The organism is Persicobacter psychrovividus, from assembly GCF_036492425.1.
Taxonomy (GTDB): Bacteria; Bacteroidota; Bacteroidia; order Cytophagales; family Cyclobacteriaceae; genus Persicobacter; species Persicobacter psychrovividus.
Genome location: NZ_AP025292.1, coordinates 1061795 through 1074389 on the forward strand (window position 1 = coordinate 1061795; position 12595 = coordinate 1074389).

Annotated in this window: 9 protein-coding genes; 6 read left to right on the plus strand and 3 right to left on the minus strand. The window is 44.5% G+C overall.

Annotated features, from left to right (window positions below):
• Window positions 1-193: 193 nt before the first annotated feature.
• Entirely contained in the window at window positions 194-2155 is a 1962-nt protein-coding gene (gene gyrB / locus AABK40_RS04835; RefSeq protein ID WP_332922036.1) for a DNA topoisomerase (ATP-hydrolyzing) subunit B, read from the minus strand.
• A gap of 588 nt (window positions 2156-2743) precedes the next feature.
• On the opposite strand from gyrB, the gene AABK40_RS04840 reads away from it, so the two are divergent.
• Window positions 2744-3733 carry a beta-ketoacyl-ACP synthase III gene (locus AABK40_RS04840; protein WP_338397786.1) on the plus strand — a complete coding sequence of 330 codons (990 nt, stop codon included), beginning with the start codon at window positions 2744-2746 and terminating at the stop codon, window positions 3731-3733.
• Between the two features lie 287 nt (window positions 3734-4020).
• On the opposite strand, the gene AABK40_RS04845 is transcribed toward AABK40_RS04840, so the two are convergent.
• Window positions 4021-4650 carry a histidine phosphatase family protein gene (locus tag AABK40_RS04845; protein WP_332922038.1) on the minus strand — a complete coding sequence of 210 codons (630 nt, stop codon included), beginning with the start codon at window positions 4648-4650 and terminating at the stop codon, window positions 4021-4023.
• Between the two features lie 175 nt (window positions 4651-4825).
• Here AABK40_RS04845 and AABK40_RS04850 point away from each other — a divergent pair, with 175 nt between their 5' ends.
• The 5 genes from AABK40_RS04850 to pyk all read left to right on the plus strand — a co-directional run bounded on the left by AABK40_RS04850 (window position 4826) and on the right by pyk (window position 10334).
• Window positions 4826-5542: a tetratricopeptide repeat protein gene (locus AABK40_RS04850; RefSeq protein WP_338397787.1), complete on the plus strand. Its 717-nt coding sequence runs from the start codon at window positions 4826-4828 to the stop codon at window positions 5540-5542.
• A gap of 63 nt (window positions 5543-5605) precedes the next feature.
• On the plus strand, window positions 5606-6094 hold the full coding sequence (locus tag AABK40_RS04855; RefSeq protein WP_332922040.1) for a hypothetical protein: 489 nt from the start codon (window positions 5606-5608) through the stop codon (window positions 6092-6094).
• Between the two features lie 332 nt (window positions 6095-6426).
• Window positions 6427-7149: an outer membrane beta-barrel protein gene (locus AABK40_RS04860; RefSeq protein ID WP_338397788.1), complete on the plus strand. Its 723-nt coding sequence runs from the start codon at window positions 6427-6429 to the stop codon at window positions 7147-7149.
• An 80-nt stretch (window positions 7150-7229) separates the two neighbouring features.
• Window positions 7230-8024, plus strand: coding sequence for a thymidylate synthase (locus tag AABK40_RS04865; RefSeq protein WP_332922042.1), 795 nt, complete (start codon window positions 7230-7232; stop codon window positions 8022-8024).
• A gap of 867 nt (window positions 8025-8891) precedes the next feature.
• Window positions 8892-10334: a pyruvate kinase gene (gene pyk, locus AABK40_RS04870; protein ID WP_332922043.1), complete on the plus strand. Its 1443-nt coding sequence runs from the start codon at window positions 8892-8894 to the stop codon at window positions 10332-10334.
• Window positions 10335-10581: 247 nt separating this feature from the next.
• On the opposite strand, the gene AABK40_RS04875 is transcribed toward pyk, so the two are convergent.
• Window positions 10582-12522: a RecQ family ATP-dependent DNA helicase gene (locus tag AABK40_RS04875; protein ID WP_338397789.1), complete on the minus strand. Its 1941-nt coding sequence runs from the start codon at window positions 12520-12522 to the stop codon at window positions 10582-10584.
• Window positions 12523-12595 lie beyond the last annotated feature (73 nt).

Here is a 12595-nt window from a genome sequence, read left to right on the forward strand (position 1 = left end):
ACAGAATAAAATTTTGTAGGGCAGTTTTAAATTACGGTCATGCAACAGCCCCTGATAATGCTTATTGTTGTTTGTCACGAGGCAGAGTCACGCGACAGTCCCACTCGTGATAGTCATACATTCTATCCCACCCACAAAAAAAACCGCTGTAAAATCAATTACAGCGGTTTTTCTATTTTTAACGACCCTAAAATCAGGTATCGATATTGGCATATTTTGCATGTTTTTCAATGAACTCACGGCGAGGTGGTACCTCATCGCCCATCAACATAGAGAACAGGTGATCTGCCTGTGCTGCAGATTCTACCGTTACCAATTTCATGGTTCTTGTTTCTGGGTTCATGGTTGTTTCCCACAATTGCTCAGGGTTCATCTCTCCAAGACCTTTGTATCGCTGAATGCTTACTTTGCTTTCATCACCAGCGCCAATTTCAGCGATGGCTTTCATGCGGCCTTCTTCATCCCAGCAATATTGTGACTTCGCACCTTTCTTCACCTGGTACAATGGTGGCTGTGCGATATACACATAGCCGTTGTCAATCAAATCGCGCATATAGCGGAAGAAGAACGTCAGGATCAGGGTACGGATGTGAGAACCATCGACGTCGGCATCCGTCATGATCACAATTTTGTGATAACGGAGTTTCTCGAGGTTCAGTGCTTTTTCATCACCATCAACACCGAAGCGTACGCCCATGGCGGTGATCATGTTTTTGATCTCCTCGTTGTCGTAAATTTTGTGCTCCTGTGCTTTTTCAACGTTTAGGATTTTTCCTCGCAAAGGAAGAATTGCCTGGAATTCACGCTCACGGCCTTGCTTGGCAGAACCACCTGCAGAGTCACCCTCGACAAGGTACAATTCAGAAAGCGATGCATCTTTAGAAGAACAATCGGCCAATTTACCAGGAAGCGAGGTAGAGCTCATCACGTTTTTACGCTGAACCATTTCCCTTGCTTTACGGGCAGCATGACGCGCCTGCGCGGCAAGAATCACCTTTTGAACGATCTGACGGGCATTTTTTGGATTTTCTTCCAAATAGGTAGCAAGCATTTCTGAAACAGCAGAATCCACTGCTCCAACAACATCTGAGTTACCTAATTTGGTTTTGGTCTGACCCTCGAACTGAGGTTCAGCAACTTTTACAGAGATTACGGCTGTTAATCCTTCACGGAAATCGTCACCGCTGATGTCCACCTTTGCCTTTTCCAACAAACCAGATTTGTCGGCATAGCTTTTCAGTGTACGGGTCAGTGCTCTGCGGAAGCCAGAAACGTGTGTTCCCCCTTCGTGGGTGTTAATATTATTGACATAAGAAACCACGTTTTCAGAGTAGGAAGTATTGTAGCTCATCGCTACGTGTACTGGAATGCCTGATTTTTCCCCTTCAACGTAAATAGCCTCCTGAATCAGTTTTTCTTTGGAATTGTCAAGGTATTCTACAAACTCCTTGATGCCGCCTTCAGAGAAGAACGTTTCCGTGATCGCATTTCCTTGCTCATCAAGATCGCGGTAATCTGTCAGGATAATGCTGATACCAGCATTCAAAAATGACAATTCACGCAAGCGGTTTGCTACACGATCCCATACATACTCATGGTGGGTGAAAATCGAGTCGTCAGGCTGAAACCATACTGTTGTTCCAGTAATATCTGTTTCGCCTACGGCCGATACATCCTGCTGAGGAATACCTTTTTTGTAATTTTGCTCATAAACCTTACCGTCATTGGAGTTAACGGTAACTTTCATGTCCTTGGAAAGTGCATTCACACAGGATACCCCTACGCCGTGCAGACCACCCGATACTTTGTAGGTGTCTTTATCAAATTTACCACCAGCGTGCAAAACGGTCATCACGACCTCAAGGGCAGATTTGTTTTGCGTTGGGTGCATCCCGACAGGAATACCACGTCCGTTATCACTTACGGTAATGGAGTTGTCCTCATGAATGCTTACGTTGATGGTGTCACAGTGACCAGCAAGGGCTTCATCGATAGAGTTATCGACCACTTCCCAAATCATGTGATGAAGACCTTTGATGCCAACATCCCCGATGTACATCGCTGGACGTTTTCTTACCGCCTCCAAGCCTTCAAGAACCTGAATATTCCCTGCGGAATAATCTCCGCCAGTTGGTTTATTGGTTTGTTCGCTCATGTTATTTTAATTCCAATTGAATTGCTTTGTAAATTAAAGCTTCCCTGCGGTAAAAGCACGGAGCTTCAAGTGTTATCGTCGTTATTGTGGGTGAAAAATCACCTGAAAAATTTCGGCCAAACCCTTTGCTTTTTGAAAGAAAAGCACAGCGTTTATGGCTTCGATTTACTAACGCTCACAACTTGTCAAAAATACGATAATTCACCCTAAAAATCTAATTTAAACCCTCCTTTTAAGGCCTGAAATCCGCCTTTTGCTGCCATAAAAGTGTTTTTTTTAAAGGGAAACAGGATTGATCGTTGTTGGCGGAGAAAGTTAACTTTTTTACTGTCTTTTTCAGACGGTAAAAGAATATGGAAAATGCGGAAAAGGCAAAATGATATTATAAATTTTATGCGAAAATGGAAGTTTGGCAATGATGTTGCTATGTTTTTGTTTTTAGGAAACTCAGAAGGATAAGTGAGGCCTGCATGTTGCGTTAATAATTGTGTTTTTTACGACTTTTATATTGCGACATTTGGATCTTATTTCTTACTTTTGAAAACAATTATCATTTTATTTTAGAGAATAACTCATTATAACGATACCATGACCATAGAAAATGCAGCTATTACCGCTGTCGGTGGCTATGTGCCAGAGGATGTTCTATCGAATGCTGATTTAGAAACTATGGTGGAAACTTCCCACGATTGGATCGTTAGCAGGACAGGAATTTTAGAACGAAGGATTCTTAAGGGAGAAGGGAAAGGGACTTCTGTTTTAGCAATTGAGGCCGTTAAGGATTTGTTGTCAAAATCGGATGTTGAGGCACAGGAAATTGATGCTGTGCTGGTGGCAACCATGACTCCCGACATGTTATTTCCATCCACTGCCAATTTGGTGTGTGAAGCGCTGGGTATTCAGGGGGCTTTTGCATTCGATATGCAAGCCGCTTGCAGTGGCTTTGTGTATGCACTGAATGTAGGTTCCGCTTTGGTAACTTCTGGGCAATATAAAAAAGTACTCGTGATTGGGGCGGATAAGATGTCCTCGGTGATGAACTACAGAGACCGCAACACCTGCATTCTGTTTGGCGATGGGGCGGGCGCTGTTTTATTGGAGCCCAACGCCGAAGGCTTAGGCATTCAGGATTGTGTGATGAACTCCGACGGGGTCGGTAAAGACATGATCATGATGAAAGGTGGCGGTTCTGCATATCCGCCAACCCATGAAACCGTTGAGAATGGCGACCATTATTTCTATCAGGATGGCCGACAGGTTTATCGGCATGCGGTAACGAACATGAGCAACGTTACGCTGGAGATTATGGAGCGCAATAAGCTGAGTAGCGAGGATTTGGCCTATTTCATTCCACATCAGGCCAATAAACGGATTATTGAAGCCATTGCGCAGCGTTTGCAGGTGGGTATGGACAAAGTAGCCGTAAACATCCATAAGTATGGGAACACCACTGCAGGCACAATTCCGTTGTGTTTGTGGGAATGGGAGCAGTCGTTCAAGAAAGGGGACAATATTGTGTTGTCAGCTTTCGGCGGAGGCTTTACCTGGGGAAGTGTATATCTGAAATGGGCGTATTAACCGAAGGCTGATGGCGCTGAGGCGGTGGTTGATTGCCTCGATAATCCCTCAGTACAGCTAAATATTTAAAGCAATTTAGGGAGGAATTGATTTTCTTCAGAAAAAAATGCCTTGTGATCGTGGTGATCGCAAGGCATTTTTTTGTTTCATTTTTTGGTTTTACTAAGGGTGCGTTTAAAACTGACCATCCTGCTGCAAATTCAGATGATTGGTATTGAAGTGGAATGATGGATCACTTCTACTATACACCAAATTATCGTCGCGAATTTGAAGTTTTAAACTCGCTCTTACTGAGGCGCCAAGCCTTCAAGGTGTTCGGTATTGTTGAACTCGATCAGTTCAAAAGTCTTGCTCACCGTATCGTAGCTGAATTTGGTGATGCCCGTATTTTTTGGGGTGAAAGTATGCATCTCGGTGAGGGGCTTTTTCAGTAAGGTACACATCAAAATACGAATTGCCCGACTGTGCATCACCAAAAGGATGGTTTGCTCGTTGGGTTCCGCAAGAATACCCTCAAGGGCTTCTTTTTGTCGGTTTTGCACCTCAACAGGGCTTTCTCCGCCTTCTGCTTTCGCCTTCGGGTTGCCCTCAATCCACTGGTTCATCACATTCCATACATTATCACCTTCCTGATTAATCGGCGTGTTTTCATAAACACCATAATGCAGTTCATCAAGCCCCTCTACCGCTTCAGTAGGATAGCCTTTCTCCAATAACAGGCGGGCGGTTTCCCATGTTCTTTGAAGAGAAGAAGTGTAAATTTTATCGAAACTGACCTTCATTAAAGCTTCAGACATGGCGTCGCCCTGTGCTTGTCCGTAGTCGTTCAAATGCGCATCAATAGCTCGGCCCTGCACCAAATCAGCCTTGTTATAATCCGTTTGGCCGTGTCTTGCGATGTAAATTGTTTTTTTCATACTGAATTTCTGTCAAAAGGGAATCCGAAATTACGATAATCAGGGATATTTTCCATTCCTTTTAACGGAATCTATTAGCTTTGTGGTGAATTATAATTTAGTGGTCGTCGCAGTGGTCTTGACCCCATGGCTGGACTTTTTAAAACCATTGACGACCTCCCAACAAACCAAACCCATGAAGAAATTAACAATCAAGATATTGCGCCCATTATGCCTGGCAGGTTTAATGATGGCCTGTCAGCCTGCGGTGGAGGATATGATGCAGGAAGCAAAAGTAGCACTCAACGCTGGCAATACTGCTGAGGCCAAACAATGGCTCAGCAGGGTGGTGGATCGCCAAGCCGATAATGCCACCGCTTTTAATATGCGTGCGGTGGTGTATTTCCGTGAAGCTAAATATGATTCTGCCATTATGGATTGCTCGCAGGCAATTGCCATAGACCAACAGGAATACAAGGCTTATTACAATAAGGGGAATGCACAGCGGATGCTCTCGCAGTGGGCAGAGGCACTGGCCTCCTATAATCAGGCCATAAAACTGAAGCCCAACATGGTGGACCTGTACAATAACAGGGCTTTTGTGCTGGTTAAGCTGAATAACTTTGAGCAGGCACTGAAAGATTATGATTTTGCACTCAATTTGCAACCCGAGCAGGGAACGGTGTTTTATAACCGGGCACAGCTGCACTTGAAAATGGGCGATCAGCAGGCGGCAGAGGCCGACTTTATGCAAGCCATAAAACTGAATGCAGACAATGCCGAGGCGCACTTTTTCCTCGGCCTGATGGCCAAGCAGGCAGGAGACGATGAAAAGGCCTGTCAGTTTTGGCGTCGTGCGGCAAATTTAGGTTCTGAAGATGCCAAACAAAGCCTCGAAGCTTTTTGTAAATAGAATAAACATTGAAAATGCAGGGCCTGTGGAGGCGCTGCATTTTTATCAGATAATAGGGTGATCATGAATATGCTGGGATGGCTTAAGCAACGTAATGCCGACCGTTGGCGGTTTGCCACTGTAACGAATGAAGCGCAAGTGGCAAAATTGTTCAATCGGATGTATGAGGATTATATTCAGATGTACGGACTGGAATTAGAGGGGCTGGAGCATCGGGAAGCTTCCGCTGTAAATCTTTCATCGCATTATGCCCTGGATGGCCATAACCCTGAGATGCTGTCGGCTTACTATGTGGGGATTATTCAACTGAATAAATCCGATGAAGGCATTGATGCGCATTGGCAAATTGGGCAGACGGGCAGCCCGCAGTGGGGACAGGGGCAGCTTTTCGGGGATTATTTACTGATTGATTTTCAGTATGAAGAAGAGGACGCTCCTTATGCTGGAAGGGTCGTCTATCGGTGGAATGGTAAAGTATGGATCGGCTTTTGGGCAGAACATGAAATTTATGAACTGGGCTATGAACGGCTGAGCCCTCTGCAGGAGCGTTAAACGGTGCCGTTGTGTGGGCGATTCACACAGGTTTTTTCGGTCATCGTAAATATGGCATCGTATTTTGACAACGGCAATAACGGAAACCTACCGAACAGTCTGCATTATTTTGTCTATTACTTGGTCAGAGCGGCAGGACCTGCATAACATAGGAGGAATCAGCATAAGTATTAATCTGTAAATAAATAGATCAGACAATAGCCGTGGGCTTTAGCGCCGTGTAAACCGTTCAACATTTTGTGGCGGATTTTGGCAAACCTCCGCAATTGTTTTAGTATATAGCAATGAGTAAATTGCATTAATTTTTTGACGACCAATATTGACCTTATAATATGAGAAGAAAATTACTTGACCTTTTTGGCACCCTGATCGTGTGTTTTATGTTGCTGACCTCTTTTCAGGCACAAGCACAGCGCATCAATATTAAAGCAGGTGCCGTGTTGGGCAACAGCCTGTTGATTGATTCCGATCAGCTACGGACATTTACCGATTCAAGACTCGGCCCAATGCTTGGCGTGGGTTTTGAACAGCAGTTTTTCTCTTTTATGATATGGAATGTGAGTGTGGATTATCAGTCGCAAGGGTACCATGTCTACTATCAGAATATCAAGCAGACCTACGCCATGAACGTGATCAATATTCCGCTAAATTATGGTTTTCGTGTGGAGGTGGCTGACGGCATGGCGGTGTCTATATATGGAGGGCTCTATGGACAAATTCACCTTAATGGAACCGATACCGAAGGCAATAAACTGGTGTGGGGCGGACAGGAAGGCCATATTGAGCCCTGGGACATGGGGGTGAATGTTACTGGTGGCTTCGATATGGGGCCGATTCGTCTGGCGCTGTCCTATCAAAATGGCATGCGGGACCTGAACCATGTCGAAGGGGAGACCTTCAAACAATATAATATACAGTTCAGCCTGAGCTATTACTTCGGTATGCCGCAAAGAGATGGGCTGCCGAAAGTGTTGCGCTCCAAGCCTGGCAAGAACCGTAACCGTGACTGGACCAAGCCCAACCCGAGAAAACGAAATCAGAAAATGCATTTTTAGCCTTGGGGTGGTTCGTAAATTCATTTTTCCTTACCTTTGGGTGTTAAAAAAGAAAATCACGCACAACATATCATATCATCATGAAGCAATATCTTGACCTGATGCAAGACATCCTGGAGAATGGCACTAAAAAAGAAGACCGTACAGGAACAGGGACAATCTCAGTATTTGGGCGCCAAATGCGCTTTAATCTTGCAGAAGGATTTCCTTTGCTGACCACCAAAAAGGTGCACTTGCGATCCATTATTCATGAGTTGCTGTGGTTTCTTAAAGGTGATACCAATATTGCTTACCTGAAGGAAAACAAGGTGCGTATCTGGGATGAGTGGGCTGATGAAGAGGGGAACCTCGGACCTGTATATGGCGCTCAGTGGCGTTCATGGGCCACAGCAGATGGTCGTACCATCGATCAGATTGCTGAAGTGCTCGAGCAAATTAAGCACAATCCAGATTCCCGACGCATGATCGTGAATGCCTGGAATGTTGGGGAGATTGATAAGATGGCCTTGCCTCCTTGTCATACCATGTTTCAGTTTTATGTTGCTGACGGTAAACTTTCCTGCCAGTTGTATCAGCGTTCGGCGGATTTTTTCCTCGGCGTACCATTTAACATTGCATCCTATGCCTTACTGACGATGATGATGGCTCAGGTTTGTGAGCTCGAGTTGGGCGAGTTTGTTCACACTTTCGGCGATACCCACCTATATACCAATCATCTTGAGCAGACGGAACTTCAGTTGAGTCGTGAGCCACGTGCTTTACCTCAAATGAAAATCAACCCTGAGGTTAAAAATCTTTTCGATTTTACAATTGATGATTTCGAGTTGGTGAACTACGATCCGCACCCACATATTAAAGCAGCCGTTTCTGTTTAATCAGCAACATGTTGAATCTGCATGAATCGGACAATCACGGTTCATTTTGCCAATTTGGCGGCAAGCAACGATCAATACATTATAATAAGTGTAGCTTCAGCATACACTGACCATAAAAGGGCAAGACGTTCATAGCGGTGTTGCCCTTTTTCTGTATAAATCAATTGATGCCATGATCAACACCCGTAGGAAGGTCATGTAAACCTGACTATCTGATTTTTGTAAAAATAGGATCTGAAAAGTGCTGTTTTTAATGGTGTCAATATTTTGTGCACCCCCATTATATCTTGTAGGCTGCCAAAAGTCGGAGGTTTGCAGACTTGCCAAAGCCATTTTTTCACGAAAAACGGAAACCGCGCAACCGATTGTTAGTGGTCAAATGATGTTTCAACGCCATTTTTCCATGGAAAGGAGTGATTTGAGCCCATTTTAGTGGTCTGTGTCATTGTTGTTCGCACGAACAAAAAGCGGACAATAAAAATTGATGTTTTAGTGCGAAATATAAAAACTTTCAGCTAATGCAAAAGATATCAAGGCTTGTTTCTTGTCTTTTAAAATGATATTTATGTATCATTTAAACTTAAGTATGTTCCTTAGAAACAATTTTTGTCCATTTCAATTTAATCTAAGGTGCTAAGAGGTTAGTGGGTCAAAAAAAGCCGATTTGGTGATTTGTTCAAATTATGCGAATTGCTTAAAAATAGAAGTGTATAAATTGTTTTGTGGTAAAATAGATCCTGAAAACAGGCCGGTATTTGAGGTTGTTGCAAAGACTCAAGCGCTTGGCTTTTTTTGATGATACGTATCATGTATCCACTACTGCTTAATCCCTACATTTGAATGCAAATAAAAAAACGAAATAATAAGATGTCCATTTCCACTAAGCGTACGAAAATCGTGGCAACTGTTGGCCCAGCCAGCAGTACCAAAGAAATGTTATTGCAGTTTGCAATTGCAGGTGTTAACATTATGCGATTGAACTTTTCTCACGGAACTCATGAAGACCACCTGAAGGTGATCAACACGATCCGCGAAATTAACAAAGAGTTCGATTTTAACATCACGATTCTTCAGGATTTGCAGGGACCAAAAATCCGTGTAGGTCAGGTGAAGGATAATGGTCAGCAGATCGTTGCAGGTCAGCCATTGATCATTACGACTAAAGAATGCGAGGGTACGTCTGAAAAAGTATCTACTGTTTACCAAAACTTTGCAAACGATGTAAAGGTAGGCGAAAAAATCTTGATTGATGATGGTCGTTTACAGTTGGTTGTGAAGCGTATTGAAGCGGATGAAGTTCATACGGAAGTATTGGTAGGTGGTTTGTTGAAATCACGTAAAGGAATTAACCTTCCTGATACAAATATCTCGGAGTCAGCATTGACGAAGAAAGACTTGATTGATTTGGAATTCGGTCTGAAACATGAAGTAGATGTGATTGCACTTTCTTTTGTGCGCACGGCTGCTGATGTAGAATTCTTGCGTACTAAAATTAATGATGCTGGAAAAAAATGCCGTATCATTTCTAAAATTGAGCGCCCTGAAGCATTGGTACATATCGATTCGATCATCAAAGCATCAGACGCAATCATGGTAGCACGTGGTGACCTCGGAATTGAAACCAACGCTGCTGAAGTGCCATTGGTACAAAAATCAATCATCAAAAAATGTCACGAGAAGGCGCGTCCAGTAGTTGTTGCGACACAAATGTTGGAGTCGATGGTGAAAAACCCAATCGCTACACGTGCTGAAACCAACGATGTTGCTACGGCAGTATTTGATGGTGCAGATGGCGTAATGCTTTCAGAAGAGTCTGCTGCTGGTCAGTATCCTTTGGATGCAGTAAAAGTGATGGCTGATATTTGCCGCACTGTAGAGCAGTCTTCTCAGTATGAGTATGACCGTACTTACCCTTCTACGCCAGAATCTCCATACTTCATGTCTAAAGAAGTGGTAAGATCAGGTACGCAGTTGGCTTCTTCAATTAACGCAAAGGCGATCATCGGTAGTACAACTTCAGGTTTTACAGCGACAAACCTTGCGAAATACCGTCCAAAAGCCAAAATCTTTGTGTTCACCAACGACAAAGCAGTCTTGACACAATTGAACTTGGTTTGGGGTGTTCAGCCATTCTTGTTACCAAAAACATTCACTTCATCATTGGCATTGCATGCGCACACTGAAAAAGTGTTGATGAACGAAGATGCCCTTCGTGAGAACGATATTGTTGTACATGTTTCTTCTTTCCCAATGGACGGAGAGCGCCGTACAAACATGATTAAATGTTCAAAAATTGAGGCTGCAAAATAAGACTCAAGTGAGTTAATCATAGGCAGTTTAATCTGTCAATCTTGAAAAGGGAGTTCAGCAATGGACTCCCTTTTTTTGTTGGTGCGCTGCATGGCGATGAACTAATGGCGTGATCAATCTTTACCGCGCAATTTTTTATTGTCCACAGATTATTGAGATTAAAAGGATTTTATAGGTAGTTCCTTTTAATCTCATCATCCCATTCATCTGGAGATAAATTATCGCGCAGAATTTAAGGGTTGCACCGCTAATCGGTGTAAGTCCGTACAGGGAGCAGCTTCAGCGCATCCATCACCTCATGAAAAGGCAGGCCTTCCAACTTGCCAAAACCTGCAGCCTGCCGATTGCGCAAACGGCTAAAGCGTGGCATGGTGATGCCCAACAAAAACTTGGCGAGCAATCGCGGAGAGAGTGGTGCTTTGTAACACGCTTCGGCGGCATCCCGCATCGCTTCCAAGTCGAAATCTGCAAGTTGCTGCTCGTTGGTTGTTTTCGGGAATTGTGTGGCTGCGTGGTCGAGACAGTAGGAGCAATGACCACAGGCCTCCCAATGGGGTGCTTCACCAAAATAGGTCGATAACTTACGGCTCAGGCAACCATCACGCTCAAAGAAATTTATCATCGCCTCGAGGCGCTGGAGCTCACCTTGCTCTTTATGCAGAAATAGCGTGGCAAATTTCTCCGTCAATATCTCAACTGCTTGTGCATCCGGCTGTACATGATAAACCTCAGTGAGATTTTTCGTTTCGAGGATGATGTGTTTTTTCTCATGGAAATAATCTAAGGCGGTGATGATGCGCTCTCGTGTGGCTTGCGGATATTGCTCTTGAATATTTTCAAAATTGATGGTCATCCACGTAACTGCCATTTGGCTGTAGTTGAAGATGGCACGCACAAATTCACGTTTTTCCCCTTCAGGCATCATGGAGATGACTTTTTCCTGTTCCGTCTCAAATTTCATCCGATACTCCGCAAAGTAGCTGTGCGATGGTGTGATAATGCCCTCACTTTCCAAATAGACCAATAAAGTTTTGAGCGGCGCCTGACGAATATTGGCATCGTAGCTCATGCGGTAGAGCTGAAATTCCCATTGCCCTTCGGCTTGTGCCAAATCGTTGAGTACATGCGCAATCGCATCCGCTTCGGGGGTATCGCCATAGACAAAGTTCTCGAGCGTTTGTTTGGCACTCAGGTCGGCCATGCAGACACAGTTTGCCGGCTGCCCGTCACGACCCGCTCGACCAATCTCTTGCGAATAATTTTCAATCGACTTCGGCAGGTCGTAATGTACCACGTGGCGGATATTGGCTTTGTCGATCCCCATACCAAAAGCGATCGTAGCGACGATAATGTCGTGCGTACCAAGCATGAAATCCTGCTGAATTGTTCGGCGATCGTCCGACGACATGCCCCCGTGATAGGCCACCGCATTCAGACCCTGTGTTTGCAACGCTTGCGCAATTTCCATGGCCGTCTTTTGTAGGGTAACATAGACAATACCCGCCTCTTTTGGATAGTGCTGGAAGTATTTGACCAGCTTATCAAGACGCTCACTGCCATCGAACGGCTTGATAAAAAGCTTTAGATTTTTACGATAAAATCCCGTAACAGTGAAGTTATTGATCGGCATTTCAAACTTTCGGGCCATATCTTTAACAACATTTGGTGCAGCCGTTGCAGTCAGTAGCAACACCTGCGGAAAGTTGAACGCACGGCGGTAATCGGGCAGCTTCATGTAGTCGGGGCGGAAATTGTGGCCCCACTCTGAGATACAGTGCGCCTCGTCCACCACCAAAAGCGAAAGTTGTAGCTGTTGCAGAAATTTGCGGAAGCGTTCGTTTTTGAAGCGTTCCACGGAGATAAACAGTATTTTGTACTTTTCTGCCTTCAGGTCAGTAGTGATTTGCCGTGCCTCATCGGGGCTGAGCGTTGAGTCGATGCGAGTAGCCGCAATCCCTTTGCTGTGCAGAAATTTTAATTGATCCTGAATCAAGGCCAATAGCGGGGAGACCACCACCGTCAGGTGCGGCAGCAGCACCGCCGGCAATTGGTAGCAGAGCGACTTGCCCGATCCGGTAGGGAAGATGGCTCCCGCCGATTCTCCTTGCATGATATGGTTGATCGTAGCCTCCTGACCTTCGCGGAAGGTGTCGAAGCCGAAGTGTTTTTGCAGTGCTTGATGGAGCATATGTTGGGGATTTATTCTTACAAGTTCAAATTTACGAAAAATTGAAGATTTTGGTATTGGAATATTCGATTTG

Excerpts from the sequence above, each read along its gene's own strand:
- gyrB (WP_332922036.1), bottom strand. The coding sequence starts at position 2,155 with ATGAGCGAACAAACCAATAAACCAACTGGCGGAGATTATTCCGCAGGG.
- AABK40_RS04840 (WP_338397786.1), top strand. The coding sequence starts at position 2,744 with ATGACCATAGAAAATGCAGCTATTACCGCTGTCGGTGGCTATGTGCCA.
- AABK40_RS04845 (WP_332922038.1), bottom strand. The coding sequence starts at position 4,650 with ATGAAAAAAACAATTTACATCGCAAGACACGGCCAAACGGATTATAAC.
- AABK40_RS04850 (WP_338397787.1), top strand. The coding sequence starts at position 4,826 with ATGAAGAAATTAACAATCAAGATATTGCGCCCATTATGCCTGGCAGGT.
- AABK40_RS04855 (WP_332922040.1), top strand. The coding sequence starts at position 5,606 with ATGAATATGCTGGGATGGCTTAAGCAACGTAATGCCGACCGTTGGCGG.
- AABK40_RS04860 (WP_338397788.1), top strand. The coding sequence starts at position 6,427 with ATGAGAAGAAAATTACTTGACCTTTTTGGCACCCTGATCGTGTGTTTT.
- AABK40_RS04865 (WP_332922042.1), top strand. The coding sequence starts at position 7,230 with ATGAAGCAATATCTTGACCTGATGCAAGACATCCTGGAGAATGGCACT.
- pyk (WP_332922043.1), top strand. The coding sequence starts at position 8,892 with ATGTCCATTTCCACTAAGCGTACGAAAATCGTGGCAACTGTTGGCCCA.
- AABK40_RS04875 (WP_338397789.1), bottom strand. The coding sequence starts at position 12,522 with ATGCTCCATCAAGCACTGCAAAAACACTTCGGCTTCGACACCTTCCGC.